The 26,476-nt window shown below is 62.7% G+C and carries 26 protein-coding genes, 1 pseudogene and 1 CRISPR repeat array (1 of these 28 only partly in view); of the genes and pseudogenes, 14 read left to right on the top strand and 13 right to left on the bottom strand.

Features of this window, described 5'->3' with window-relative positions; translation table 11 throughout:
• Window positions 1–956: a CRISPR direct-repeat array (repeat unit 28 nt; unit sequence ATCTGCCCCGCACCTGCGGGGATGAGCC) (it extends 474 nt beyond the left edge of the window).
• A 96-nt stretch (window positions 957–1,052) separates the two neighbouring features.
• Window positions 1,053–1,799: an aldose epimerase family protein gene (locus tag CGLUCO_RS00890; RefSeq protein ID WP_141759700.1), complete on the top strand. Its 747-nt coding sequence runs from the start codon at window positions 1,053–1,055 to the stop codon at window positions 1,797–1,799.
• Here the strand turns inward: CGLUCO_RS00890 and CGLUCO_RS00885 are convergent.
• A complete protein-coding gene (locus CGLUCO_RS00885) occupies window positions 1,796–2,287 on the bottom strand; it encodes a hypothetical protein (protein ID WP_232622015.1) in 492 nt (163 codons plus the stop codon). The genes CGLUCO_RS00890 and CGLUCO_RS00885 overlap by 4 nt on opposite strands.
• 151 nt (window positions 2,288–2,438) lie before the next feature.
• On the opposite strand from CGLUCO_RS00885, the gene CGLUCO_RS00880 reads away from it, so the two are divergent.
• The 4 genes from CGLUCO_RS00880 (at window position 2,439) to efeB (ending at window position 7,039) form a co-directional block, all read left to right on the top strand.
• Window positions 2,439–3,683: a threonine/serine exporter family protein gene (locus CGLUCO_RS00880; protein WP_198481505.1), complete on the top strand. Its 1,245-nt coding sequence runs from the start codon at window positions 2,439–2,441 to the stop codon at window positions 3,681–3,683.
• A gap of 127 nt (window positions 3,684–3,810) precedes the next feature.
• Window positions 3,811–4,653, top strand: coding sequence for an iron uptake transporter permease EfeU (gene efeU, locus CGLUCO_RS00875; RefSeq protein ID WP_005391174.1), 843 nt, complete (start codon window positions 3,811–3,813; stop codon window positions 4,651–4,653).
• Window positions 4,650–5,819 carry an iron uptake system protein EfeO gene (efeO, locus tag CGLUCO_RS00870; protein ID WP_005391176.1) on the top strand — a complete coding sequence of 390 codons (1,170 nt, stop codon included), beginning with the start codon at window positions 4,650–4,652 and terminating at the stop codon, window positions 5,817–5,819. The genes efeU and efeO overlap by 4 nt, the downstream gene beginning before the upstream one ends.
• Entirely contained in the window at window positions 5,816–7,039 is a 1,224-nt protein-coding gene (gene efeB / locus CGLUCO_RS00865; RefSeq protein ID WP_005391178.1) for an iron uptake transporter deferrochelatase/peroxidase subunit, read from the top strand. The genes efeO and efeB overlap by 4 nt, the downstream gene beginning before the upstream one ends.
• 62 nt (window positions 7,040–7,101) lie before the next feature.
• Here the strand turns inward: efeB and CGLUCO_RS00860 are convergent, their stop codons facing one another.
• Window positions 7,102–9,144 carry an ABC transporter permease gene (locus CGLUCO_RS00860; RefSeq protein ID WP_084035977.1) on the bottom strand — a complete coding sequence of 681 codons (2,043 nt, stop codon included), beginning with the start codon at window positions 9,142–9,144 and terminating at the stop codon, window positions 7,102–7,104.
• Window positions 9,141–9,839: an ABC transporter ATP-binding protein gene (locus CGLUCO_RS00855; protein ID WP_005392889.1), complete on the bottom strand. Its 699-nt coding sequence runs from the start codon at window positions 9,837–9,839 to the stop codon at window positions 9,141–9,143. Before CGLUCO_RS00855 ends, CGLUCO_RS00860 begins: the two co-directional genes overlap by 4 nt.
• On the opposite strand from CGLUCO_RS00855, the gene CGLUCO_RS00850 reads away from it, so the two are divergent.
• On the top strand, window positions 9,838–10,401 hold the full coding sequence (locus tag CGLUCO_RS00850) for a hypothetical protein (protein WP_005392890.1): 564 nt from the start codon (window positions 9,838–9,840) through the stop codon (window positions 10,399–10,401). The genes CGLUCO_RS00855 and CGLUCO_RS00850 overlap by 2 nt on opposite strands.
• Before the next feature lie 75 nt (window positions 10,402–10,476).
• Window positions 10,477–10,971 carry a hypothetical protein gene (locus tag CGLUCO_RS00845; RefSeq protein ID WP_084035976.1) on the top strand — a complete coding sequence of 165 codons (495 nt, stop codon included), beginning with the start codon at window positions 10,477–10,479 and terminating at the stop codon, window positions 10,969–10,971.
• A 348-nt stretch (window positions 10,972–11,319) separates the two neighbouring features.
• Here the strand turns inward: CGLUCO_RS00845 and CGLUCO_RS00840 are convergent, their stop codons facing one another.
• The 8 genes and pseudogenes from CGLUCO_RS00840 to CGLUCO_RS00810 all read right to left on the bottom strand — a co-directional run bounded on the left by CGLUCO_RS00840 (window position 11,320) and on the right by CGLUCO_RS00810 (window position 18,158).
• On the bottom strand, window positions 11,320–11,793 hold the full coding sequence (locus tag CGLUCO_RS00840) for a hypothetical protein (protein ID WP_143336832.1): 474 nt from the start codon (window positions 11,791–11,793) through the stop codon (window positions 11,320–11,322).
• 605 nt (window positions 11,794–12,398) lie between these two features.
• Window positions 12,399–12,518 (bottom strand): KUP/HAK/KT family potassium transporter, encoded by a 120-nt coding sequence (locus CGLUCO_RS13100; protein WP_005391197.1) that lies wholly within the window; start codon window positions 12,516–12,518, stop codon window positions 12,399–12,401.
• Between the two features lie 4 nt (window positions 12,519–12,522).
• On the bottom strand, window positions 12,523–13,254 hold the full coding sequence (locus CGLUCO_RS00835; RefSeq protein ID WP_331252792.1) for a Na+/H+ antiporter NhaA: 732 nt from the start codon (window positions 13,252–13,254) through the stop codon (window positions 12,523–12,525).
• 42 nt (window positions 13,255–13,296) lie between these two features.
• Window positions 13,297–13,527, bottom strand: a pseudogene (locus tag CGLUCO_RS00830) (DUF305 domain-containing protein); the annotation flags it as partial.
• 27 nt (window positions 13,528–13,554) lie between these two features.
• The gene (locus tag CGLUCO_RS00825; RefSeq protein ID WP_084035974.1) at window positions 13,555–15,789 is read right to left on the bottom strand and encodes a copper-translocating P-type ATPase; all 2,235 of its coding nucleotides are present in this window, start codon (window positions 15,787–15,789) and stop codon (window positions 13,555–13,557) included.
• A 52-nt stretch (window positions 15,790–15,841) separates the two neighbouring features.
• Window positions 15,842–16,168 carry a heavy-metal-associated domain-containing protein gene (locus CGLUCO_RS00820; RefSeq protein ID WP_005392903.1) on the bottom strand — a complete coding sequence of 109 codons (327 nt, stop codon included), beginning with the start codon at window positions 16,166–16,168 and terminating at the stop codon, window positions 15,842–15,844.
• A 143-nt stretch (window positions 16,169–16,311) separates the two neighbouring features.
• Window positions 16,312–17,439: a sensor histidine kinase gene (locus CGLUCO_RS00815; protein ID WP_084035973.1), complete on the bottom strand. Its 1,128-nt coding sequence runs from the start codon at window positions 17,437–17,439 to the stop codon at window positions 16,312–16,314.
• The gene (locus CGLUCO_RS00810) at window positions 17,436–18,158 is read right to left on the bottom strand and encodes a response regulator transcription factor (protein ID WP_005391208.1); all 723 of its coding nucleotides are present in this window, start codon (window positions 18,156–18,158) and stop codon (window positions 17,436–17,438) included. Before CGLUCO_RS00810 ends, CGLUCO_RS00815 begins: the two co-directional genes overlap by 4 nt.
• A 403-nt stretch (window positions 18,159–18,561) precedes the next feature.
• On the opposite strand from CGLUCO_RS00810, the gene CGLUCO_RS00805 reads away from it, so the two are divergent.
• Window positions 18,562–19,137: a CueP family metal-binding protein gene (locus CGLUCO_RS00805; RefSeq protein WP_084035972.1), complete on the top strand. Its 576-nt coding sequence runs from the start codon at window positions 18,562–18,564 to the stop codon at window positions 19,135–19,137.
• Between the two features lie 70 nt (window positions 19,138–19,207).
• Window positions 19,208–20,689 carry a multicopper oxidase family protein gene (locus CGLUCO_RS00800; RefSeq protein WP_084035971.1) on the top strand — a complete coding sequence of 494 codons (1,482 nt, stop codon included), beginning with the start codon at window positions 19,208–19,210 and terminating at the stop codon, window positions 20,687–20,689.
• A 436-nt stretch (window positions 20,690–21,125) separates the two neighbouring features.
• Here CGLUCO_RS00800 and CGLUCO_RS00795 read toward each other — a convergent pair whose 3' ends face one another.
• Window positions 21,126–21,353 carry a hypothetical protein gene (locus tag CGLUCO_RS00795; protein WP_232621913.1) on the bottom strand — a complete coding sequence of 76 codons (228 nt, stop codon included), beginning with the start codon at window positions 21,351–21,353 and terminating at the stop codon, window positions 21,126–21,128.
• A gap of 762 nt (window positions 21,354–22,115) precedes the next feature.
• Between CGLUCO_RS00795 and CGLUCO_RS00790 the strand changes: the two genes are divergently transcribed.
• A complete protein-coding gene (locus tag CGLUCO_RS00790; protein WP_084035970.1) occupies window positions 22,116–22,733 on the top strand; it encodes a recombinase family protein in 618 nt (205 codons plus the stop codon).
• Between the two features lie 476 nt (window positions 22,734–23,209).
• The gene (locus CGLUCO_RS00785) at window positions 23,210–23,740 is read left to right on the top strand and encodes a DinB family protein (protein WP_084035969.1); all 531 of its coding nucleotides are present in this window, start codon (window positions 23,210–23,212) and stop codon (window positions 23,738–23,740) included.
• Between the two features lie 66 nt (window positions 23,741–23,806).
• Here the strand turns inward: CGLUCO_RS00785 and merA are convergent, their stop codons facing one another.
• Window positions 23,807–25,189: a mercury(II) reductase gene (gene merA / locus CGLUCO_RS00780; protein WP_084035968.1), complete on the bottom strand. Its 1,383-nt coding sequence runs from the start codon at window positions 25,187–25,189 to the stop codon at window positions 23,807–23,809.
• 108 nt (window positions 25,190–25,297) lie between these two features.
• Between merA and CGLUCO_RS00775 the strand changes: the two genes are divergently transcribed.
• The 3 genes from CGLUCO_RS00775 to CGLUCO_RS00765 all read left to right on the top strand — a co-directional run bounded on the left by CGLUCO_RS00775 (window position 25,298) and on the right by CGLUCO_RS00765 (window position 26,453).
• On the top strand, window positions 25,298–25,693 hold the full coding sequence (locus CGLUCO_RS00775) for a heavy metal-responsive transcriptional regulator (RefSeq protein WP_005391249.1): 396 nt from the start codon (window positions 25,298–25,300) through the stop codon (window positions 25,691–25,693).
• A 126-nt stretch (window positions 25,694–25,819) separates the two neighbouring features.
• Window positions 25,820–26,143: a hypothetical protein gene (locus CGLUCO_RS00770; protein ID WP_168167258.1), complete on the top strand. Its 324-nt coding sequence runs from the start codon at window positions 25,820–25,822 to the stop codon at window positions 26,141–26,143.
• Complete coding sequence (locus CGLUCO_RS00765) at window positions 26,109–26,453, top strand: ArsR/SmtB family transcription factor (protein WP_232621914.1); 345 nt, start codon at window positions 26,109–26,111, stop codon at window positions 26,451–26,453. The genes CGLUCO_RS00770 and CGLUCO_RS00765 overlap by 35 nt, the downstream gene beginning before the upstream one ends.
• The last annotated feature ends 23 nt before the right edge of the window (window positions 26,454–26,476 follow it).

Here is a 26,476-nt window from a genome sequence, read left to right as displayed (position 1 = left end):
GTGGAGCCTCACGCAATCTGCCCCGCACCTGCGGGGATGAGCCTGATCCTGAGTTGCGCTACACCCCATCAGGTTCATCTGCCCCGCACCTGCGGGGATGAGCCTTCCATTAACACTAAAAGTGCATATAGTGTGTCATCTGCCCCGCACCTGCGGGGATGAGCCGCGATCCGCCCATTTTTGGACTGGGTGGGGCAGATCTGCCCCGCACCTGCGGGGATGAGCCCCCCAGGTGGCCACCATTCAGGCCGCTATCGACATCTGCCCCGCACCTGCGGGGATGAGCCCTTTTCCACATGAATATCCGGGTCCGTGCCGGCATCTGCCCCGCACCTGCGGGGATGAGCCGAACTTTCCTAATCGCCGTGCGGGCGATAGCAAATCTGCCCCGCACCTGCGGGGATGAGCCCCCGCCGCGCGCCTCTCTCTAGGCGTCCCTTATCTGCCCCGCACCTGCGGGGATGAGCCCAAGGGCATCTTCGCGTCCCTGACAGGCGTGCAATCTGCCCCGCACCTGCGGGGATGAGCCTTTCACCTGTTTCCTTTTCCTTCTCAGCGACCAATCTGCCCCGCACCTGCGGGGATGAGCCCCAACGATCACGCCGCCTGAAACACACCAAAACATCTGCCCCGCACCTGCGGGGATGAGCCCTGCTAGTTTTCCTGGGGTTTCGCACACCTGCGATCTGCCCCGCACCTGCGGGGATGAGCCCAAGCAGGTCAGAGCGTTAAAACGGCAAAACCCATCTGCCCCGCACCTGCGGGGATGAGCCCCTCAGGTGCTGCTTGCTGCCCGGTTAACCAGTATCTGCCCCGCACCTGCGGGGATGAGCCGCAACCATCCCGGCCACCCCATTCAACGCCTGCATCTGCCCCGCACCTGCGGGGATGTGCCTTTTATATGGCGTGGCGTAGTTTCTACCTCTTAATCTGCCCCGCACCTGCGGGGATAACTTGTAGTAAACTTCGCGCCACGGTGACCAATGAAGGCAGTCCAGCATTTTGTTTGCATTTGTGCCGATTCTGCCATCGGCTATCACTACTCCACTACTATGAGCGATATGACCACTCCTGATAGCGCAACTCCTGCCCGCCTTACGTACTCCGAAGATGCTCGCACAACGCTGGCCATAGCTGACGGTCGTGCGCACCTGCTCTCTGCGGATTCGCATCTCGGGGAGCTCCTCTATCTGTCCCCCGAGGCCGATTTTTCTGAGGGGGGCTCGATTCGCGGCGGGGTGCCGATCATCGCGCCGTGGTTCAATGATCTGACAGGCCAGGATCCTGCGCATGGGTGGGCGCGTCGGAAAGCGTGGGAGTGCCAGGAGGTGCCGGGAGGATTCGATTGCCGGATTCGGCACGACGAGTGGGATCTGAGGCTCGGCATTCAGACCACGCCCAAGGGCTTTGCGATAATCTTGAAGTGCAGGAATGCAGCTTCGCGCCGTCGCGATGTCCAGCTGGCCTTCCACCCATATTTCCGTGTGGAGGACGTCACTGCGGTGAAAATTGACGGCCTCACATTCGATGGTGGCGTCGTCGACGAACGCACGACGACCACCTCGCCTATTACCATCGTCGACGGCGCCCGGCGCATCACCGTCACCGGCCACGACCACGATCACACGGTCATCTGGAATCCGGGTGCCGCCGTGCCAGGCGATCTGCCTGACGATGATTGGAAAAATTTTGTCTGCGTTGAACCTGCTCTCCTCGGCGAGGATGTCACCAGGGGCGTGTCACTTGCACCATGGGAGTGGACGCAGATCGGTATGACCGTGCGGGTCGAGGAGGCCTAGGGCCCGTAGATCCACTCGTTGTCCAGGCACATCATCATCCGCCCCTGGTCATCCTGGCCGCCGTCGACGGTGCAATAGCCGCCTTCGTGAGCGGTACCAATGCCCAGCGGACGGGGGCCGTAAACCCAGCGGAAATCGCGACCGGCGAAAACGCAGACAAGCTGCGATCCATCAGCACCACGGGCGGGCTGTAGAACCTCCTGTTCAGAGCAGAGATCGTTATACATGGGCCGTGCTGGTGGGGCAGGCGCAAACGGATTCGGAAGCAAGCCCTGTGACACGGCCCAGGCCCCGCCAGCGGCGATGAGGCCGAGCACACCGATCGTGGAGACGACGGAGACGACCGCGACCGCTCCAGGGGTGAGCGTCTCTCCGTCCTCTTCATAGAATGAGCTTGTGTTCTGAGGTGGGGTTTCTGCGTATGCGGGCGCTGCGGCGGTGACCGCAGCAACGGCAAGGGCTATCATTTTCTTTTTCACACAAAACATCATGACACACCCCAGCCACCCGCAAGAGTACCTTTTCGAACATGCCTGGTAGGAAGCGTCGACAAGCGAAAAGTTGGCCAGGAGCGGGGATGAGGGGTAGAACTAGCCAATTGGAAAAGGAGTGATTTTTGTGGAGAGCGCGCAGCACAGAATGGGCGTGGAGGCCGATGCGGTCCTGCGTCTCGGAATGCTGCTCATGGGCGCTGGGACTGGCGGCTACCGGGTGATTCGTGCGATGAAACGGGTGGCGCGAGCGCTGGGGTTCGATAGGCTGGACGCGTCGATCGCGGTGACGACGATTACGTGTACGTTCCACAAGGGGGATGATTTCCGCACGATTGTGGCCACGCAGGACAGTCCGGGGGTGGATGCGTCGCGGATTGAGGCGTTGGAGAACCTGACACACGGGATTCGGCAGCAGATCACGGCGGAGTGGCTGAATGAGCAGCTCGACGAGATCGAAAAGATGGTGGTCAAACGGTGGTCGCTGCCGGTCCTCGTGGTGGCTGCGGGGCTCGCGTGCGCGAGCTTTGCGGTGCTCAACCATTTCACGCTTGTCGACGCCCTGATGGTCACCGTCGCCGCTGCGAGCGGGCAGTTCGTGCGCGGAATGTTGGCGAAGAAGCACGCCCGGCAGCTGGCGTCGGTGGCGGCGGGGGCCGTTACCGCGTGCCTTATGTATTGGGTGATCATTGAGCTTTTCGGGCTGACGCAGGCGGCGGCACCGGGGTTTGTGGCGTCTGTCCTGTTCGTTGTGCCGGGGTTCCCGCTGTTCTCGGCGATTATTGACCTGTCGCGGTTCGACTTCGCGGCGGGGATTTCCCGGCTCGCGTATGCGGTGACGCTTATCGCAACGGCGACGCTGTCGGTAGCGCTGGTCAGTTGGATGACGGGGATGGAGCCGCCGGCGCACGTGCCGCAGGTGGCTGACCCGAACTTTTTCATCCGGGCAGCGGTGGCGAGCTTCGTCGGCGTAGCGGGGTTTGCTTTCCTGTTCAATTCGTCGCGACGCATGGTGGGCATCGCGGCGGTGACCGGAACGGTGGGCAACCTGATCCGGTTGGGGCTCGTGTATGCAGGCGCGACGATGTATGCGGGGGCGTTTGTCGGCGGGCTGGCGATCGGGCTGATTGGCTGGGTGGCGTCGAAAAAGGCGCACATTCCGCGCACCACGACGACGGTGCCGGCAGCGGTGATTATGATCCCGGGACCCTCGATGTTCGCCTCGATTTATGCCCTCAACCTGGGCGATATGCAGATGGGCGTGACCGCGGCGGCGACGGCGGCGCTGACCGTGCTGGCGATCGGGATCGGGATGGTGACCGCTCGGATGCTGACGGATCGCGCGTGGCTCTTCGGTCGGCACATTGATCTGGACGCGCCACTGCCTCGGTAGGTAGCAACTCACACCTTTTAGGGGAGGGTGGTCTTGTTCTAAAACGCGCCTTAGGGTAGCCTTACCTTTGCCTGGGTGGTCATGGCGCTCAGGCAGCTTTTGATTACCGAACCGGAAAGACACACCGTTGTTCCTCGCCAACTTTCTTATTGCCCTGCGAGAGGGCGTAGAAGCCTCACTCGTTGTCGGCATCCTCGTGGCAACCCTGGTGAAAACGAATCGTCGCGACGTTCTCCCCCGCCTCTGGCTGGGGGTCATACTCGCGGCGGTCGTTCCGCTGACTGCGGGCGCCATCATGACATGGGGACCCTACACCCTCACCTTCCAGGCACAGGAAGTGCTCGGTGGAACGCTATCCATCGTGGCGATGGGCATGCTCACGTGGATGATCTTCTGGATGGCCACGCACGCCCGGAAGATGACCTCCAACCTGCGGGAGCAAGCGCTCGACGCATTAAAGTCAGGCAGCGGCTGGTCACTGGTTTGGATCGCAATCATTAGCGTCGGACGAGAGGGCGTGGAAACGGCCATCTTCGTGTGGGCAACAGTCAAGGCCACGTCGCAAGGCGGGTTCTGGCAGCCCACCGCCGGCGTGATCACGGGACTCATCGTAGCCATCATCATCGGCTGGCTCGTGTACCGCGGCACCGCCAAGATCAACCTCTCCACGTTCTTCTTCGCCACAGGCTTACTCCTCATTGTCGTTGCTGCGGGCATCGTCTCCTACGGCATCGGCGACCTCCAGGAAGCGGGAGTGCTGCCGGGGTGGGGCGTGACCATTTATGACATCTCCAGTTACTTCGATGGTCACATCCCCTTCCTGGACGCCACAAGCTGGTGGTTCGTCCTCCTGGAAGCCATGTTTAACGTCAATCTCGCCCCCACATACCTCCAGTTCTTCGGGTGGGCTTTGTACCTCATCATCGTGCTTCCACTATTTATCCGTCATACTCACCCGAAAGTCTCATGAAAAACATCCGATTTCTTTCCTTACTCGTGCTGCCCCTCACCCTCACCGGCTGTGTAGCCAACGCACCTAGTGGCGGGGACACCGCCGCAGACAGCAACGCCCCGATTGAGGTCACCATCACCGACGACACGTGCGAGGTGTCCACCTCCGAGGTACCGTCTGGTCGCGTTAACTTCAAGCTCACCAACAAGGGCACCGTCCGCAACGAGTTCGAGATCCTCGCCCCCGACAAGCTGCGGATTGTGGGCGAGCGCGAAAACCTCGGCCCCGGCACGACGACCGATTACACCGTCCTGCTTGAGCCCGGCGAGTACGTCACCGCCTGCAAGAAGAACATGGTCGGGTCACTCGTCGGCGATAAGCCGTTCACGGTTACCCAGGGCGAGGCCGTCGATGTCAGCGCCGATGAGCAGCAGGCCATCGACGATGCTGTGACGAACTACACCGCCTACGTCAAGGATCAGACCGGCCAGCTGCTCGAGGCCACGAAGGAATTCGCGGCGGCATACGCTGCCGGGGATACCGAGAAGGCCAAGGCCCTGTACGCGCCGTCGCGCATGTTCTACGAGCGCATCGAGCCCACCGCCGAGGCGTTCGGCGATATCGACCCCGCCCTCGACGAGCGCGAGGCCGACTACCAGAAGTCCGACGACACCGAGGGCCGCGAGTGGACCGGCTGGCACAAGGCCGAGAAGGACTTGTGGGACACGCCGCTTACCGCCGAGGAGCGCAAGAAGACGGCTGACCAGCTCGTCGCCGACACGCAGAAGCTGTACGACCTCGTCTACTCCGACGAGTTCTCCATCAACATCGACGACATCTCCAACGGCGCCATCAGCCTGCTGGAGGAGGTCGCCACGACTAAGATCACCGGCGAGGAAGAGGCATTTAGCCACACCGACCTGTACGATTTCCAGGCCAACCTGGAGGGCGCGAAGGTGGCCTACGGCAACGTCGAATCGCTGGCGAAGAAGAAGGACCCGGAGCTCGCCGAGACCATTTCTGCCCGCATCGATGCGCTGCAGCAGAACCTGGACAAGCACAAGTCTGGTAACGGCTACGTGTCCTACACCGACCTCGATGACGCGCAGCGCCGCGAGCTGTCTGATCTCGTCGATGCACTGCGCGTCCCGCTGGCAAAGCTGACGGAGGCCATCGTCTCATGACTTTCGAACTGTCACGCCGCTCAATGCTCCTTGGGATGGGCGGCGCCGGCGCGGCTCTGGGCCTTAGCGGGTGCAGTTCCGCTTCGCCTGAGGCAAGCGCCGAAGTCGTGCCGTTCCGCGGCGAGCACCAGTCCGGCATCCTCACGCCGGCGCAGCAGCAGATGATTATGGTCGCCTTCGACATGGTGGCCACCCGCAAAGAGGACCTCGTCACACTGCTCACCGACTGGACACTCGCCGCCGAGCGGATGCAGGCCGGCGACCAGGTCAACGACCCGAAGGTGCGCGACGACGTGCCGCCGGACGATACCGGCGAGACGCTCGGGCTCGGCCCCGGCGCACTGTCGATAACCTTTGGGTTCGGGTCGTCGCTGTTTGAGAAGTTCAAGCTCGAGCACAAGCGTCCGCGCGTGCTGGAGCGGGGCATCCCGCGGATGGCGGCGGAGAAGCTGGATCCCGCGAAGGGGTCCACGGACCTGGTCATTCAGATTTGCGGCGAGGACCCGATGGTGGTGCTCCACGCGATGCACCAGTTCAAGCGCATCGCGTTTGGTCTCGCCTCCGTGCGGTGGATGCAGCTCGGCTACGGTCGCACGTCCTCTACATCGGAGGATCAGCAGACGCCGCGTAACTTCTTCGGGTTCAAGGACGGCACGAGCAATATTAAGGCCGAGGATTCGAAGGAGGAGCTGAATAAGCACCTGTGGATCCAGCCGGAGGACGAGGGCGGCGAGTGGGCCGCCGGAGGCACGTACCTGTGTATCCGCAAGATCCACATGATGATGGAGGTGTGGGACGAGCTCATCCTCAGCGAGCAGGAGAAGACCATCGGCCGCAACAAGGTCGAGGGTGCGCCGCTGTCCGGCGGGGAGGAGTTCACCGACCCCGACTTCACTGCCCTGGATGAGGATGGGCAGCCGCTCATCGATATCGATTCGCATGTGGCGATCGTCCACCCGGATCATAACGGCGGGCACCGCATCCTGCGGCGCGGCTACAACTACACCGAGGGCCTTACAGACCTGGGCCGTCTCGACGCGGGCTTATTCTTCATTGCCTACGTGCGGGACCCCTCCCAATCGTTCATCCCGATTTTGCAGCGGATGGCGACAGATCAGATGACCGAGTACCTCCAGCACGTCGCGTCATCGATGTATATCGTTCCACCGGGGATTCGCGACGGCGATTCCTATGTGGGGCAGCGGTTGCTCGACGCGTAAGCGCGGGCACGTGCACATTTTCACAGGCGCGGCACCAGGGTTTTCCCCTGGTGCCGCGTTCATTATGTGGTGGCGACGGCGGCGATGAAGGGGCCCGCCCAGGTGCCGACGAGCCAACCGATGGCGGTGGCGGGGGCGACGAGGAGGACAAGCTCGAGGGCGGTCGTCGACAAGCTGCTGGTGAGACCGAGGGTGGTGAGGAGGCGACGGTCGGCGGCGCGCTCGCGCCAGGAGAGGAGGACCGTGCCGGCTATGCCGACGGCGGCGATGGCGAGCGCGACGAGGCTCATGAGGCGGGTGATGGACAGGAGGCGCTCGACCATGCGGACAATGTCGCTGCGGCGGTTGAAGGATTCCGCCATGGTCACCGGGGTGGGGCTGGTGGCGGCGACGGCGCGCACGGGGTCGAGGGCGGTTTCTGGCTGGATCGGGCCACCTTCGAGGCGGATGAGGGCGGTGGTTGTTCGCCCTGGCTTGTCGACGATCGATGCGTCCACAAGCGGAAAGATGTTATTCGTGCGCACGACGGGGAGGTCGGTCGTGGTCTTCGCGCCGCGCGGGAGGCTCACGTGTCCCGGCGCGATGGGGGTGCGCAGGACCGGCGAGTGGGGGTCGACGGCGAACCCCTCTGCCACCTTGGGTGGGGCGTCGACGGCGGCGACGCCCGGCGCGGCGCGGAGGTCCTCCACCAGCTGCGGGTCGATGTCGCCGGTCAGGGAGGTGATGCCGACATCGATGGTGCCCTGGGAACTCGCCACATCGGTGAAGTGGCTCCGCAGCGCTGCGGAGCCTGTGGTCACCGCGCCGACGAGCGCGACGGCGACGGTGACGATGCCGATGACCGCCGCCGAGCGGGTCCACTGCCGGGAGGCGTAGCCAAGCGCCAGGCCAAGGCGCGGCAGCGGCACGCGGATGCGGAGGATAAGAGGGATGACAAGGGCTGCAGCGCCCGCTGCGGCAAGCGTGGCGAAACCGCCGACGGCGACGGCGCGGATAACACCCGTGGGCTGGATGAACCAGGCGGCGGCCGCGCAGGCGATGGCCACGAGGGCGCAGAGGACCGGCAGGGTGCGGCCCGCTGCGCCGGAGATGCTGTCCAACGCGCTGCGGCGGGTGGCGCTCAGCGCTGCGGGCAGGCACGAGGCGACGGTCACGGCGACGGCGGCGAGGCCGATTGCGGCTAGCCAGGCGGGTGGGACGCTGACGTCGGTTAGCGGCACGCGGATCCCGAGGTCGGCGGCGAGGCCCGCCGCGTAGTGGGCGAGGACGCGGCCAAGGGGCAGGCCGAGGGCAACGCCGATAATGCCGAGGACGAGCGCCTCCACCGTGAACGATCCGACAATCCCCACCGACGAGGCACCGATCGCGCGGACGAGGCCGGACTCGCGGATGCGGGCGCCCGCAATGACGGACATGGCCGAGTAGATGGTCAGCGCCGCCACGATCGCGACGACGACGGAAAACGCGCCGAGGAGGAGGAAGTATTTGTTGCGCGAGGAGAAGTACTCGGCGGTTACCTTTTTGATGTGCTCTGCGGCGCTCACGCCCTCGTTGAGGGGGACGGAGGAGCGAAGCTCGCCTGTGGAGTGGGGAGCCCACGTGGCGATCGCGTCGTTGGTGGCGACGAGCCCGCCTGCGCCGAGGAGCTGTTCCGTCGCACTCGGTGTGACAGCACCGACGACGGTTGCGGTGACGGTCTCCCTGCCGATGAGGAGCGTCACTTCCGATCCGATCGGTGGCGTCGCACCGGTGGTCGCCACCTCGTTCGGTGCTTCCGGAAGTCGGCCACCGATGACGTCGCGCCACTGCAGGGGGCCGTCGGTGATGCCGGTGATGGTCACCGTGGTGTAGAGGTTGCCCTCTTCCAGCAGGTGGGCGGTGGTGACGCGGTCGAGGACGGCGCCGGGTGCGGGCTCGGTCGCGTCCTCCACGACGGAGGCGACGCCCGCGTACGGGGCGGCGAACGTGCGGTTGACGGAGTCCGTGATGCTCAGGCCGATCGCCGCCGAGGCGACGGTGAGCGCAACCGCGGCGACGACGGCGAGCAGCAGGGCGAGGTAGCGCAGCGGGCGGTGCCACAGCTGGGCGAGGGCGAGGCGAATCACGCGGTGAGCCTCCCGTCCTGCATGTGGAGGGTGTTCTCCCCGTACTCGGCGGCGGACGCATCGTGAGTGATCATGAAAAGCGTTTGCCCCAGATCGTCGACAAGCGAACGAAACATGGAGAGGACGCTCCGGGAGGTTTTCGAATCGAGGTTCCCCGTGGGCTCGTCGGCGAGGATGAGGCGCGGGCGGGTGAGGACCGCGCGCCCCACAGCGACGCGCTGGCGCTGGCCGCCGGAGAGCTCGCGGGGCAGGTGACGGAGGCGGTCGCCGAGGCCCAGGGTGGCGACGACATGCTCGAACCAGTCCTTGTCCACACGGTGTGCGAGGCGACTGGGCAGGAGGAGGTTGTCTTTGACGTTGAGGACCGGGACGAGGTTGAACTCCTGGAAGACGACGCCGATGTCCGTGCGGCGCAGGCGCGCGCGGGCGTTTTCCGACAGGCGCGTGATGTCGCGGTCACCGAGGAACACCTGGCCGCTCGTGGGGACGGTCAGCCCCGCCAACACGTGCAACAGTGTGGACTTGCCGCTGCCGGAGGCACCCATGACCGTGGTCCACTGGCCGCCGGGGATGGCGATGGTTACGTTATCCAGGGCGGTGACGGCGTTCTCACCGGTTCCGTACCGCATAGTCACAGCCTCTGCACGGGCAACTGTGTTACGCATGTGACTATTGTTGTTTATACTCTGCACCATGCATACGAAACTACGCGCTGGAATTGTCAGCTGCACACTCGCCGCGACGCTCGTGGCCCCGGCAGCACACGCCGACATGATCGACAACGCGCTGCACGCCATCCCCAACGGGCAGATCTCGTGCGCGCAGGCCTCCAAGTACTGGACCAACACCGCCGACTATAACAACAAGGTCGCCCAGGCGCGCGCCGTCGCCGCCTTCGACGCGCGCGGCGGACAGATCATCGCCGCGCTCGGCCGCATCGACGAGGCCGCGAACAGGTGTGGGTTGAAGGATGGGTCGGCGGCGCGGACGACGGAGCCCGCGCAACCCGCTGCGCCCGCTGCGCCTGCCGCTCCTGCACAACCTGCTCAGCCTACGCAGCCCGCTGCGCCTGCTGCACCCGCAACCGTTGAGGCGGCCGGCCTGCAGCCCGCCCCTGCACCGGAAGGCACCGCCGTGACGAGCTCCGGCCAGCCCGCCAGCCAGGTGTTCATCCCGGTTCTCAACCAGTGGATGTCCATTCCGGATCTCATCCAGATTGTGAAGAAGTTCCTCGCGGGCTTCGGCATCCAGATCTAAGTACGCCATAAGGAAAACCCCTCGTGGCTTATCGCCAAGCCGTACGGTCTTGGCTGGAACCTCAACCTGGGCAAGGTGGCCGTCGCCACGGGCCTCATCCGCCCCGACGATTCCCTCCCTGACCTAGAAGCGCACACCCCGGCCCGGGTCTCTCAGGCACTCACCTGGGCGCCACTTGCCGGCGTCGCGCTCGCCGCTGTCGCGGGCCACTTCGTGGGCATGCGCGATGTCACGCTCCCCACCCATTGGGGCCTTGACCTGCGCCCCGATCGCCTCATCACGGCGCGCCCCGCCGCCGCCGTTCCTGTCCTCCTCTCCGTGGGGCTTGCTACCTGGACGCTTGTCGACGCCCGCCACAACCGCAAAGTGGATGTCTCACTGTCTGCTCAGACACTTGGTCTCGAGGCCTTCTGCCTGGCTGCCCTTGCCGAGCTCGCCCACTACACCGAGGGCGACGAGTCGCCCGCCTGGGGTATTGGTCTCGGAGTGCTCGCCATCCCCTTGACCGCTCTCGGTGTGCTGGTTGGCACGGTGAACTCGGCGCTGGGGAATATCCCCGCCGAGGCGTAAGCCTACTCTTCTCGGTTGTCCTTGTGACTGCCTGGGACGATTGCAACAAGGGCTATAATCGCTAGAATCGAGACCATGTTTAAAAGCGACGTGGTAGTAATACGGGCGGTCTCACCAACGGTAAGAAGGTAGCTGAAGCCCCACATCCACATGGCAATGAGGCTTAAAAGAATGGCAACCCACAGGCGGACACGTCGTACGACAAGTCCCTGTAATACACCCGTAATAGCAAGGGCTGCTAGAGCACCCAGCGCTTTTGAAGTGGTCCAAGCGTCGCTGTTGTGGAGCACAGCGGCCGCCGTTAGTAAACAAATAGCAAGTGAAACGAGGTATTTGAAAGGTTGTGTCTTAATTGCAGTGCTCCCCGGTGTGGTGGAAGTTTGAGACTGGGGAAGGCGGAAATCCGCTGAAATCACCAACCGTTATTCCAAGACATACGCCTTGATTGTGGGCGGTGATAGCCCATGCGGCGATTGTCGCGATGGATCCAAGTACCGTGGATGCGATTTTTGTGGGTATTGAAGGAATCGCAGCCAGCCAAGGAATGGCGGCTATTGAAGTAGCTCCAGCCAATCCGCCAGTGACTTGGGTTTCCTTTTTATTGAGGTAGATTTTTCCGGAAATGACCTGCCACTCGAAATGTGGGTCGGCCACCACAGGATATGAGCTATTGGAGCTGTGAGATACCCTCTGAACAAGAGTGTTTCCATCTATCTCGAAGTCGGTGGGCACTAGTTGTCCGTTAGCGTCTTTAGCCCACGGCTTACGAAAAGACCCGACAGGTTTGCCATCTACGTTGAGGCTGACTGTCCCATCACTCATCTTTTCTACGTGGGAGTTTGGTGGAATATGCAATTCATAGCGAAAGGCAGTAGGCGCATTAGCTGATGTGATTGTTATTTCAGTCCTCAGCCCTCCGGTAGGCGTTTGATTTGTTGAAGTGGAATAGTTTGCTTGTGGGGTAGCTGAGCGGGATAGTGAGCCTATTTCTGACCAGCTCAGGCTGAGCGAGCTGTCAGGGGAGACTGTAGTTGGCTCATGAACGGAAGTTTCGCTCGCGCCCGCAATGGTCGAGGGGAAAATGAGGCCTAGGGTTATCAATACTGGGGCTAAACATCTCAGCATATTGCACTCCGTGCGACTGGGTGTCTTTGGGAGGTCATCTTAGCAAAGCTTGGTTTGCGTAAATAGTGAGTTAACTGACCGTTATGGAAAAGTTCAATTGGTCTTCACACATCTCGATGTTAGTCGAAACTCTGATCTGTTCAGAGTGGAAAGGCAGGCTCTGACTGTCGTGCTGTGCGTTGGCAATACCCCGTACTTGAAGACTGTAGAAAAGTAGGCTGACTCCAATTGTTCAACAGATGAACGTAATAGCCAATGCTTTGGTCATTGTTCCGGGCTTTCTTCAGAGGAAAAGTGGCATCCTATAGAATCAGCCGCGAGTTGTAGTCGATCGTCCGCTTCGGAGGAAGATGGAAGTAGCCGATGGGCTGGGCCTGGTTGTGGTAGAGGAAGAAGAACACTTTCTTGCGCCATGTGGCCATTTCCTTATTCTCGCCGGGGACGAGGCTTAGCCTGCCGGTGTAGTAGAAGAAGCCACGCGCTGGTATAGGACTTTCTAAACCAGTCCTCGTACTTTGCTGTCAAGAACCGGAACGCGGCTAACGGGATAAGCGCCACCGCCAGGTAGTGAAGCTGAAGGTCGCTGGAATAAAACACGGCGATGATTGTGATGGCGATGAGATCATCCACAACGGCGAAGGTGAGAAGGAAGGTGCGCAAGGCATCAGGAAGGTGTTTTCCCACAATCGCTAGGATGGCCACCGCAAAGGCGATATCCGTGGCTGCGGGGATGCCCCACCCATCCAGCGCACCGTGCGGGCTTAGGAGATTGATCCCCACAAAGATTACTGCGGGCAGTGCAACGCCGCCGATCGCGGCGGCTACGGGCACGACGGCGCGGCTGGGGGGAGCGCAAATCGCCAAGACAAACTGCCGCTTTAATTCCAGGCCGACAAGGAAGAAGAACACTGCGAGCAGCCCATCGGCTGCCCATGCTCCCAGGGAAAGACGCAAATTGAGAAAACCAAAATCGCGCCCCACCTCGGTGCTGCGAAGTGCATAGTAGAAATCCGATAAGCCGGAATTGGCAAAAATAAGGGCGGCTATTGTGGCCACGATGAGCAGCACGCCGGTCATCGTTGTCGTTGTTAGCTTGTCTTCAACAGTGGAGAGACTCCGGTAGGTGCCTCGATCAATAAATTTGTTGGTAGCTTCCATGGCTTCCCTCGTATCGTCATGAACGGGTTAAGGGAAAAGGGGGGCGGGGATACCCTCCTTGGCCAGGAGCATCTCACTCATCTCCACGGCCTGTTGGTGATGGGGGATCATCATCTGGGCAAACATGATGTCCGCGTCGTTGTGATCGGCGAAGATCTCCCCGTTCGCCTCAGTCGTCGCAGGGCTGGTGGCCGAGGTGGTGGTGTCGGTGTTGCCTGACTCGGTGGCCTCACCGCAGGCGGCCAGCGCCAGGGTGGAGCCTTTCAGAGTCATATGGGGGCAGAGGAGAGAAGTGGAGGATCAGTGGACGGCGGTGGATGCCGGAGTAGGCGTGGTGTGTTCCTCCTTCGACTCGGTCGGAGCCAGGTGGGCCGGATCCAGATCAATACGGCGCAACAGCTGGGCGTTCAGGGCCACCACGATGGTCGAGGCAGACATCAAGATCGCGCCCACGGCCGGGGACAGCACGAACCCGATCGAGGCGAGCACTCCGGCGGCCAGCGGCACGGCGAGGATGTTGTAGCCAGAGGCCCAGATCAGGTTCTGGATCATCTTGCGGTAGCTGGCCTGGGACAGCTCAATCATCGACAGCACTGCCCGCGGGTCATCACTGGCTAGGATCACCCCGGCAGATTCCATGGCCACATCCGTGCCAGCACCGATGGCGATACCGACCTCCGCACGGGTCAGAGCAGGGGCGTCATTGACACCGTCACCGACCATGGCCACGCTCAAACCTCGGTCCTGCAGCTGCGTGACCTTGGTGTCTTTATCCTGGGGCAGGACCTCGGCGAAGACCTCATCAATGCCTAAGTCCTGACCGACAGCGTGGGCCACCTGCTGGGCGTCGCCGGTGATCATCGCGACTTTCACCCCGCGGTCCTGCAGGGCTTTCACGGCGGCGCGGGATTCGGGGCGGATCTTGTCCTCGACGGCCACCGCACCGATGATCTGACCGTCGCGGACAATATGGAGCACACCAGCCCCACGCCCGGTCCAGGCGCTGGTGGTGTCGGTGAGCTCGGCCGGGGTGGTGAGGTTGAACTCGCGCAGCATGTTCGGCCCGCCCACGAGGATCTCAGCGCCATCGACAGTGGCCCGGACCCCCCGGCCGGAGGCGGCGCTGAAACCAGTTGCACGGATTTGCCGACGGGAGGCCTCGGGATGGGCGGCCGCGGCCGCCACGATGGCGCGGGCCACGGGGTGCTCGCTGTCGGCCTCCGCGGCGGCGGCCAGGGCCAGCAGCTCGCCCTCGGTGACGCCGACAGCTGCCGCGACACCGGTGACCGCGTGCGCACCCTCGGTCAGGGTGCCGGTTTTGTCGAAGAGCACCACGTCGATGGTGCGCATCCGCTCGAGCGCCATCCGGTCCTTGATGAGCACCCCGGATTTCGCGGCTCGCTCGCTGGAGATCGCAATGACCAGCGGAATCGCCAGGCCCAGGGCATGCGGGCAGGCGATGACCAGCACCGTGACCGTGCGCACCACGGCATCGTCCGGGCTGCCGATAATGGTCCACACCACCGCAGTGATCAGAGCGGAGATCAGCGCGAACCAGAACAACAACGCCGCCGCCCGATCCGCCAGGGCCTGGGCCCGGGAGGAGGACTCCTGGGCGTCGGCAACCATGCGTTGGATCCCGGCCAGGGCGGTGTCCCCGCCGGTAGCCTCCACCCGGATGCGGACGGTGTTGTCGGTGGCCACGGTACCGGCGACCACCTTGTCACCGGTGTCGCGGAAGACGGGACGGGATTCGCCGGTGATCATTGCCTCATCGAATTCGGCGGCTCCGGCGAGGATGGTCCCGTCGGCCGGCACCCGGGCACCGGCCCTCACCAGCACGACGTCGTCGATGACCAGCTCGGAGATGGCCACGGTGCGGGTGGTCCCGTCGATGACTTTCTCGGCCTCATCCGGCAGCAGGGCAGCCAGCGCGTCAAGCGCGGAGGACGCGGCCCCGAGAGCGCGCATCTCCAGCCAGTGGCCCAGCAGCATGATGGTCACCAGCAGGGCCAGCTCCCACCAGAAGTCCAGGTCAAAACTGCCCAGCCCCAGAGTGGTGACCCAGGAGGCGACAAACGCCACGGTGATGGCCATGGCGATCAGGAGCATCATCCCGGGTTGGCGGGATTTCACTTCTTTCCATCCGCCCTTAAGGAAAGGCGTTCCGCCGTAGACGAAGATGATCGTGCCCAGCACCGGGGGGATCCAGGTGGATCCGGGGAATGCCGGGAGGTGGTAGCCGAGCAGGTGGGCGACCATGGGGCTGAAAATAACGACGGGAATGGACAAAATCAGCGACCACCAGAAGCGGTCCCGAAACATTGCGGTGCTGTGTCCGGCGTGTTCGCCGTGACCATGAACGTGGTGGTCTTCGTCCAGGGCGGAATGCGGGTGATCGTGGGGCATCGCCTGGCCGTGGGTGTCAGCATCTGCGTGGTGTTCGTGGCTGGCATGATCCGGGTGGTAGGTGTGGTCTGTTTCCGGAGCGGGGTGATCACCATGGTGATCGCCGGAATGATGGGGAGTACTCATGACGTTCCTTTCCACTCAACCCGGTCGGGGTCGAGATGATGGGTAAAACTTATCAGGATAAGACGGTGTAGCCGGCGTTCTCGATGGCCCGGCGAACCATCTCCGGAGGTACGACACCGGTGACCGTGACGGTGGAAACTCCACCAGCAGCGAGATCAATCTGGACGTCGTCGACCTGGGGGAGGGCTTGAAGGGCCTGGGTCACGCTTTTCGCGCAGTGCCCGCAGGTCAGGCCGGTGACCTGGTAGCTAGGGGTAGACCTCCCTACTGACGAGTCGCTGGTGGCAGGGATGGAGACGGTGTCGACACGTGAGGCAGGTCCGCAACAGCTGCAGCCGTGGGAGGCCATCGGCAAGAGGCGGGGCGGGGAGGTGATCATGGGAAAGCTCCTTCGGTTCGGTGGGGTGCGGCGATGCCGCTCTCTAGCATATACCCCCCTGGGGTATATTTCCCTAGCGTATACCCCCCGGGGTATATTTTCAAGGGGTGGAGGGCACGGCCCTCACGCGGGGCAGGGTGTGGTCACCGAGCAGCCTCCTCAGTGTCGGGAGGGGACAGCGGGAGGCGGAGGGCAAACACCGCTCCGCGACCGGGTCCGGGGGAGGTGGCGGTGAGAGTGCCACCGTGGGCCTCGATCAATGCCTTGGAGATGGTCAGACCGATACCGGACCCGCCGTTGTCCCGGCTGCGGGCGGCATCCCCCCGGTAGAAGCGTTCGAAGATGTGTCCGAGCTGGTCAGGTGGGATGCCCTCGCCGTCATCGGCGACGTGGATGAGCGCGGTGGACGGCCCCTGTCGGTGGACGCTGATCCTGACATGCCCGCCGGCCGGGGTGTGCCGTAGCGCGTTCGACAGGAGATTGCTCATCACCTGGCCGAAGCGTTGCCGGTCCACGAGCACCCGGGCGGTGTCCGTAATGGTCTCGACCTGTAAATCGACGCCTTTGTCAGCATAAGCTTCCCCCGCGGCAGCAGCGGCGGTATGGAGCAGATCCCCGAGCCCTTCCTCTGCCAGGTCCAAATCGATCCGGTGTTCCTGGGCCCGGGAGACATCGTCAATGTCTTCCATCAACCGGGTCAGGCGGGTGATTTGGTCAGCCATGATCGTGTGGTTGGCATTATTCCAGTCGACGATCCCGTCCTGGAGACCATCGAGGTAGACCGTGAGCACCGATAAGGGGGTGCCCATTTCGTGGGCCAGATCAGAGAGCATCTGTCGGCGGACCTGTTCGGTGTGTTCCAGCCGGTCGGCCATGGTGTTGAAGGCATGCGCCAGGGTGGCGACCTCGGGGCCTGCTTCTCCGGCGGGCACGCGGATACGGGAGTTACCGGCCGCCAGGCTGGTAGCGGCGCGGGTGAGATCCTGCAGGGGGGTGCGCAGACGACGCGATAACCACAGGCTGGCCAGTAGGGCGCTGATCAAGGCAGTGGGCAGCGCGACGGCCAGGGTGATCAGGTTGGCGTCCCGGTAGGCCTGCTCGGCATGGAACAGCTCCAGCGAGGGGTCCTCCCGGCTGGCCATCAACATATGATCATGGAACAGGGTCGGGCCCACCATCGTGGCCACGGCCGCGGCCACCAGCAGGCTAATCACCACGACCAACCCCTGGGCGGCCAGGAAGCGGAAGGTCAGGCCGGGTCCGTGATTCATGGCTGTCCCACCCGGTAGCCCACGCCACGCACGGTGTCGATAAACCCCCGGCCTCGGGTGTCGGTGCCGAGCTTGCGACGCAAGTTGCCGATGTGGACATCAACGATGCGTTCATCACCGACCCAGGTTGTGTCCCAGACCTCGGTGACCAGGTCGTGGCGGGTCAGCGCCTGGCCGCGGCGCAGGGCCAGGGCAACCAGCAGCTCGAACTCCGTGCGGGTGAGCTCCACGGTCGTCTCCCCCACCCGCACCTGATGTGCGACGGGGTCAAGGATGAGGTCACCAACGATCAAGGGGGTGGTCACCTGCGGTGGGGTGGTGCTGGTGCGCGGGCGGCGCAGCACCGCATGCACCCGGGTCACCAGTTCCCGGATGCTAAAAGGTTTGGTGATGTAGTCATCCGCCCCCAGGGTCAAACCGCTGATCTTGTCGTCCTCGCTGCCACGCGCGGTGAGCATGAGGATGTAGCAGTCCGAGAAGGTGCGGATCCGTCGGCACACCTCCAGGCCGTCGAGTTCGGGCAGCCCCAGATCCAGCACCACAACATCGGGGGAAAAGCGACGGGCCTCGTCCACGGCCTGGGTGCCGGTGTGCGCCTGACGGGTATCGAAGCCTGCCCGGATGAGGTAGGAGGCCACCATCTGAGCCAGGGGTTCTTCATCATCGACGACCAGCACCCGCCCCGGGGGCGTAGCGGTGGTCGGTGTGTGTTCAGCCATAGACCCCAGTATCGCTCCGGCCATGGAGGAATACCACCCTCGCTCAGTGCCCAGCGGGAAATCTTCATCAAATCTTCAAACATCACCCTTCGACCGCCGTCACCCCTGTGCCCCACCCCGGGCCGGCAGCATCGCCTCACCTAGTCGGTTCAGCAGGCGTCACCAGGGATTTCACTGCCTGTACCGCATACCCGGGGCGGGTAGAAGGACATCGCCCACGGCTGTGGAGTGGTGTCCCGGTGGTGACACAGCTCACATAACTCACCCCCCTTTTCGCCCTGTTATAAGGCTGTGAGCCGGTTTTTCATTTCTAGTCCGTCAGGCACCCGTGCAAGATAAAGAAATGGCACCGACCTTGAGGCGGTGTCTACTCACAGTCTTACCACGAGCTAAGGAGATTGACATGAAACGATTAGCGATCGCAGCCGCCGCCCTTGCCCTCGCCCTCACGGGGTGTTCGGCCGCCGACCCGGAACCCACGGCCGACGGGACGGTGTCCCAAGATACATTCCTGACTACCCATGGCCTGGCCGACATGGACGCGGTGGAGATCATTGATCACCTCGACCGGCAGAAGGTCACTGAGCGTCCCACGGATCTGATCGCCTCAGTGCGTGCCGATGAACTGCTGCTCTCGAGCGGTGACCAGGAAGTCGTGGTCGATCTTCCCGACAATCAGACGTATGTCTCGATCGCACCCTATCTCACATCCACCCACGACTGCTTCTACCACAGCCTCACGACCTGCCGGGGGGAACTCAGCAATGAGGATATCCAGGTCAAGATCACCGATGAGGCGACCGGTGAGGTGCTGGTGGACGAGGCGACAACCACCTTCGACAACGGGTTTATTGGCTTCTGGCTTCCCGATGATGTCACCGGCCTGATTGAGGTCAGCTACCAGGGGCGTACCGGCACCGCAGAGTTTTCCACCGCCGACGACGGTGCCACCTGTGTCACAGACCTGCGCCTGACGTAATGACTCAGCAGGGTCCTCACCTGCGCCTGTCTCCCGTGTCACTGAATTCTTACACCAGAAAGGTTAAATCATGACGAACGCGTTTTCCCGACGACAGTTTCTGCTCGGCGGGCTCGCCCTCGCCGGTACCGGGGCCGTGGCCGCCTGCACCAGCGACCTTGGACCCGCTGCCTCGGCACCAGGTCCCTCCCTTCGCCCCACTCCCACCCCCACTGCGCTCGGTGAGCCGACGGTGCGCCGGACACTGACCGCCCGGCCCCTCTCCCTGGATATCGGCGGCATCGAAGCCAAGACGTGGGGATACGTCTCTGACACCGGGGATGCGGCCATTGAGGCCACCGTCGGCGACGTCCTCCAGGTCGATATCACCAATGAACTGCCTGAGAACACCTCCATCCACTGGCATGGCATCGCACTCCACAACGCAGCCGACGGTGTGCCCGGCATGACCCAGGACCCCATTGAACCTGGCGAGTCTTTCTCCTATGTTTTTGAAGTCCCCCACGGTGGCACCTACTTCTACCATTCTCACTCCGGCCTGCAGCTTGATCGTGGCCTCCACGCCCCACTGATCATCCGTGACCCGCAAGACGCTGAGGACCAGGACGTCGAGTGGACCATCGTGCTCGACGACTGGGTCGATGGCATTCAGGGCACTCCCGACGATGAGCTCGACAAGCTCACCGGAATGGGTTCAGGCGACCATAACGGGAAGAAGGGGATGGGAGGTCACGGCCATATGATGCACGGCACCGCGGACCGGGTACTGGGCGGGGATGCCGGCGATGTGATGTATCCGCACTACCTCATCAACGGACGTATCCCCCGTGCTCACCGAACCTTCGAGGCTCGCCCGGGCGACAAGGCCCGCCTGCGGTTTATCAACTCCGGCAGTGACACCATCTTCAAGGTGGCCCTCGGTGGTCACCGCATGACCGTCACCCACACCGACGGCTTCCCTGTCCAGCCCCGGGAGACCGAATCGATCTACCTGTCGATGGGCGAGCGTGTCGACGTCGAGGTCATCCTCGGCGACGGCATCTTCCCGCTCACGGCTTTGGCGGTGGGTAAGAACGACCGCGCCTTCGCCGTCATCCGCACCGCCAGCGGCCAGGCCCCCCGCCCCGATGTCGACTTCCCCGAGTTGTCGTCCACCGGACTGCTTCTGTCCTCCCTGAAGCCAGCAGACCGTGCACTCCTGCCCGAGGGCACACCAGACCGAGAAGTCAGCATCGACCTGGGCGGGCAGATGATGCCGTATGAATGGAGCATTCTCACCGACGGCCAATCCTCCTCCGCGACCGTGCAGGAGGGCCAGCGCCTGCGGATGGTCATGCACAACAGGACCATGATGCCCCATCCCATGCACATCCATGGCCATACGTGGGCGCTGCCCGACAGCGGCGGGCTACGCAAGGACACCGTCCTTCTCCGCCACGGTGAAACCATGATCGCCGACCTGATCGCTGACAACCCCGGTGAGTGGGCATTTCACTGCCATAACGCCTATCACATGGCAACCGGGATGTTCAGCTCGCTTCGCTACGAGTAACCCCCACAGCAGGGTTGAGTGCCGAGGTGGGCAGAGTCGCTGCAGACCACCCACCGGGCAGTACGATGACCTTCCTCGGTGCTGTGGTCTTCTGGGACAACCAGAACACCGTCTTCTTCCCCACCGCCCCGGAATAAGAAGATCTAATCCATGCCGAGCGCATCCTGCAGAGCCGCCATCGCGGTTGCCGCGGTGCTCACCGCCGTGACCCGGGTGGCCTGTTCCTCCCCGATTCCCCGGAGGAGATAGCTGGGTAGCAATGGTGAGGTGACTGTACGACGGCCTACAGTGCATTGCGTCGCGAAACTGGCGTATTGCCTACATGCAAGCGCGCAGCCGTTGGGGCTGTATAGTCAGCTGGCCTAGTAGCACTTCATCAAGTGGGCCTCGCCCGGTAGCAGTAGCACTCTTATAAACCTCAGATAGTTTTAATTTACTAATCCATTAAAGTGGAGAAGGTGACCTCGTGGCCGGGGAGCACATCGTAGACATAGTGCTCCCACTTTGGCTCCTGTAAGAGGTCAAGCTTCTCGTATGGGAGTTTAATCACTGCAGGAAGCGGAGTATTCAGGCTTTTAATATTCCAGATCTTCTCCTCGGCTTTATCGGGCAGAATGACCTCTTCGCGGGTGATCGGCTGCGCCATGACTCCGTTTTGGTCCACAAGGAAAAACTCATCCTTGCCTGTGGGTAAATGACCAAGTAGCAGGTGGACTGCTCTGCTCCCGGCACCGTCCTCTTTCGGTTGCTAGTCCGGAAGTATGACAGCGCGCTCCCCCACCTCCGAAAAATTCTGAGTCGAAAGTTCACATCGGTCAGGCTAGTTTCGTAGCTAGAGAACTGTTCGTCCCAGCCACCTCGAGCCTCAAGACCTATTTGTCCGAGAAGAGCAAGCGCAGTAATAGGCCGTGTTGTCCTGGCTGTAAAGACTTGATCAGCGAGAAACTCCACCAGATCATTAACTGTCTCCACGCAGGTACGTAGTTCACTTGATGCTGTTGCAAACTCGCGTTTTGACGAAAACAGCTGATCTGCCAGCCGTGGTGCGCTGCGCTCTGTCCGAGTAGCGAGCAAACGGGAATTCCTATTTGCAGCAGCACCACACTGTTTATCCGAGGGCAATGTTGCTGGCCTCGCAAATTTTGGTTTCAGTACTCGTCTGCACTCGGCGTCAAAAGTTCCGAAGTCCTCTGCATCGAAAGACAGACGCACATACTTGAAGGGGAAACCTTTCCGGTCGGAATGCGGATGGGGCAGTGAAAAATCTGCGTCAAACAGAAAATCGTGTCCCTTTAATGGTTTTCATGACGTTCACGTGACGTAGGATAAATAACGGGTTAAGTGACAAAATTGGATTTTTTGACCTTGGGCGATATTTTTCCGACGGGTGTCACGTAAACGATCGTATAAGTGATGGGAGACCACTATGGCACTGATTGGTTATATGCGGGTCTCGAAGTCAGACGGATCGCAGACCACGGATCTGCAACGCGACGCGCTCCTTGCCGCCGGCGTGGATCCGGGGCACCTGTATGAGGACAAGGCCTCCGGCAAGAGTGAAGACCGACCACATCTCGACGCGTGTCTCAAGGCGCTGCGCTCCGGTGACACCTTGTTGGTGTGGAAGCTCCACCGGTTGGGCAGGAATCTGCGTCACCTGGTCAACATCGTCCACGATCTCACCGCCCGCGGCGTCGGCCTGAAGGTGCTCACCGGTCAGGGTGCGGCGATTGACACCACCTCGGCTCAGGGCAAGTTGGTCTTCGGGATCTTCGCCGCCCTGGCCGAGTTCGAACGCGAGCTCATCTCCGAGCGCACCAAAGCCGGCCTGGAATCAGCCCGGGCCCGCGGACGCAAAGGGGGGCGGCCGTTCAAAATGACCCCGGCCAAGGTGCGCCTGGCGATGGCCTCGATGGGTCAGCCGGAGACCAGCGTGGCGGCCCTGTGCCAGGAGCTCGGGATCACCCGTCAGACCCTCTACCGGCATGTCTCGCCGACGGGGGAGTTACGGGAGGACGGACGGAAACTACTGTCCGGGAGTTGAGGTCTTACCTGCAGTTCGGGTGTATTGCCGTATTTCCGGGATCATCTCGAGAATGCCTTGTATATATGAGGAATCGCTGTAGAAAAATCGAAGTGGGAAACGTACGCCTCGCTGGAGGATCAGTGTCGATTACCCCGGCCGATATAAGGTCCATGCTGACGAATCAGGCTTGCGCTCTTGGGTACCTACGACCGCCGCTTCGTGCTGCAGTTTTCCGACACTTTGTGCCGTCGATCGGCTGCAGGGCAGAGGTCTGACGGTGCTAAAATTCTGGTGAACCGGCACCCGCACCTAGACACGTGTGCTGGTTCATCAGTGCTCTTTCGTGCCGCGAAGTCTCGTACTTAGCTGGCTGGGGACGGTCAACCACAGGCGTCCCATTTCCCAACACGGAGACCCCTGGTCTGGGGCAAGTGTGTGGTGCGATGATGAGATCGAAGAATCGGTGGAAGCCTGCCCCCGGGAAGAAGACAACGATGACGGGTCGTACTGACATCACAGCCGGCTACGGGCGGGCCTGTGCCGAGTTGGAAGGCGTTCTCTCCCGGGCCAGGGACGCGGAACTGCGCGAGCGTAGTGCGGGTACCCGCTGGACCAATGAAGAACTGCTGTTTCATATGGTCTTCGGTTATATGGTGGTTCGCACATTGTTACCTCTGGTCAAGCTTTTCGGTCATCTGCCGCCCTTGTTCAACAACGCGTTCGCCCGTCTGTTCAATGCCGGTATCCGACCTTTCGACTGGGTCAATTACTGGGGATCGCGTGCTGCGGCCCGGGTCTACAACCGCCACCGGACGGCCCGGAAACTTCGCCGCCTCACCACCACCCTGGCCGCCCGCCTGGAGAAGGAATCCGAGGAGTCCCTGGCACTGCGGATGGCGTTTCCCACCCGCTGGGATCCGTTTTTCGACGCCGTGATGACTGTGGCGGATGTGTACGCCTATCCGACGTTGCACTTTGATTTCCATGCCCGACAGCTGAGTTTTCCCTTTGACACCGACGGATGACGGTCGCCCCTACGAGGGGGTTCTTGTCATGGAGCTAGTGTTCACGACCGAGGGAAAAGGGGGTGGTCAGGCGCAGCAGGAGGTGGGCATCTGGGTGCGAAACAACCCGGCGGTCAGGCGCAGACTCTCGGCCATCGTGAGGTAGGGCGCCCAGGTATCGGCCAGGTCATCGACGGTCATACCCGCCGTGATGGCGTAGGTGGCAGCCAGCATGATCTCCCCAGCCCCCTCGGCCAGGGCATGCACTCCCACAACGGTTCCGGTGACCGCGTCGGCCACGATCTTGACCGCCCCGCGGGTATCCCGGTTGACCAGTGCCCGGGGAATTTCCGACAGGTCCAGCACGCGGGTGTCATACGCCAGTCCGTGGGCACGGGCCTGAGCCTCGCTCCACCCGGCGGAAGCCAGCTGGGGACGGGTGAACACCACCGCGGGCAACCCGGTGTACTCCACCCGCGCCGCCGGCTGCGTGCCCAGGGCATTGAGTGCGGCCACTTTGCCCGTGGCCGCGGCGACATAGACGAACTGCGGGGCCCCGGAGACATCCCCGGCCGCCCAGATCCGTGGATTGGAGGTGCGCTGATGGTCGTCGACGCTAATAAAGCCCCGCTCATCGACCTCGACGCCGGCTGCAGCCAGGTCCAACCCGTCGGTGGTCGCCGCCCGTCCCGTGGCCACCAGCAGCCGCTCACCCCGGACCTGCCTACCGGAGGTAGTGGTCACCACCGCCTGTCCAGCATCGGTGCCGACGTGCACCGCGTGCTCCTCAACCATCGCCAGACCGTCGTCGAGGAGGATCTCGCGCAGCCTGTCAGCCAGCTCCGGTTCCGCCCGCGGGGCCAGGTGCCCCACCAGGGATACCTGGGCACCGAGCTGGGCGAACAACTGGGCCTGCTCCAGGCCGACATAACCGGCCCCGATGATCACCAGGGAGTCCGGGACCTCGGTCAGCTCCATGGCCGTGGTCGAGGTCAACCAGTCCACCTCCGACAGTCCCGGCAGGGCCGGGGCAGCTGGCTGGGCCCCGGTGGCTACCAGATATGCCCGGGCCCGAAGTGGTTGACCATCCACCAGCAGGGTCTCGGGGTCCAGGAACCTGGCGTGGCCTTCCCGGATCTCGAAACCATGGGCGGCGGCCACATCCGCGTACTTCATCTCCCGCAACTGGTGAACAAGGTCGTCTTTCTGACCCACCATCGCCGCCAGGTCAACTGGCCCGGCCGTGGTCGAAACCCCGGCAAACGGATTGTTGAGCGCGTCGTGGCGGGCGGCGGCCGCGGCCAGCAGGGCCTTGGAGGGCACACACCCGATATTCACACACGTCCCCCCGAGCGTGCCGCGTTCGATGAGGACCACCGTATGACCCGCCTGCCGGGCAGTAATCGCGGCGGACATCGCCGCACTGCCCGAGCCGATTACCGCCAGCTCAACCTCATAGTCCGGCCTCATGAACCCTCACCTTATCCCCTAGCAACTGTGTCTGGGTCCAACATACACCTTCCAGTGCACGGTAAGGTTAAGCCCACAGGTCCAGGCATTATTAGAGGGGAGTAGTTCATGCTCATCGGGGAACTGGCACAGACCAGCGGCACCACGACCAAAACTCTGCGCTTCTACGAGGACGTTGGCCTACTCCCGACACCCCACCGCAGCGCCAACGGCTACCGGTATTACGACAACCCCACCGACACGTTCGCCCGGATCGACTTCATCCGCCGCGGCCAGACCGCCGGCCTGACCTTGGCCCAGATCCGCCAGGTCCTGGAGATCCGCGACCACGGCACCCCGCTCTGTCGGCATGTGGTCGACCTGCTTGATGAGCGCTTGGCGGGCCTGGACCAACAACTCGCCGATCTGCACAACCTGCGCGATACCGTGAGTGAACTGCGCTACCGGGCGGAGGGGATCAGCCCGGACAGTTGTGACCCCACCGCCATCTGTCAGTACCTCTAAAATGATTATCCCCGTGCCCACCGTCGGGTCTGGCCGCACGGGAAGGGGGTGGCCCGGGGGACGCTAGTCTGTGCACCAGGCTTATGTTGTTGACGTGCCTATCATTGCTTTTCAGGGAGGATGCTCGTGCTCGATTGGTGGGAACGGTGGCAGATCCCGCTGTATCTCGCCGCCCTCGTCCTCGGAGCGCTCATCGGCCTGGCTGCTCCTGCCACCGCTCCGGCGTTTGAGGTGGCGATCAACCCGGTATTGATGGCACTGCTCTACGCCACGTTTTTGAGCGTGCCGCTGACCAAGGTCGGGCAGGCACTGCGCGATGGCCGGTTCCTGGCCGGTTTGACCGTGCTGAATTTCCTCATCGTCCCGGTCGTGGTCTACCTGCTGTCCCGGTCGTGGTCTACCTGCTGTCCCGGTCATGGTCTACCTGCTGTCCCGGTTCGTGGCCGATGACCAGGCCCTGCTGCTAGGCGTGCTGCTGGTGCTGCTGGCCCCGTGCATCGACTACGTCATCGCCTTCTCCGGTCTGGCCGATCCCGCCCGCCTGCGCTTGCTATCGCAGTTGTCGGCCGAAGGCTGCGGCCCGGTCAGCGTCGGGGAGCTGACAGAGACGTCGGGGTTGAGTCAGCCGACCGTGTCGCATCACCTGAAGCGGTTGACCGAGACCGGGTTATTGGACAAAGTCCGGGTCGGCCGGACGATGACCCATCAGGTGCGCCCAGAGCTGTTCGCGGAGCTGCGCACCGTGTTACAGATGGACTAACCCACCACCGACGAGAAGGAGAC

The organism is Corynebacterium glucuronolyticum DSM 44120 (assembly GCF_030440595.1).
Lineage (GTDB): Bacteria > Actinomycetota > Actinomycetes > Mycobacteriales > Mycobacteriaceae > Corynebacterium > Corynebacterium glucuronolyticum.
The sequence above is the reverse complement of the archived record's forward strand: the minus strand, read 5'-3'. Positions and strand labels throughout refer to the sequence as shown.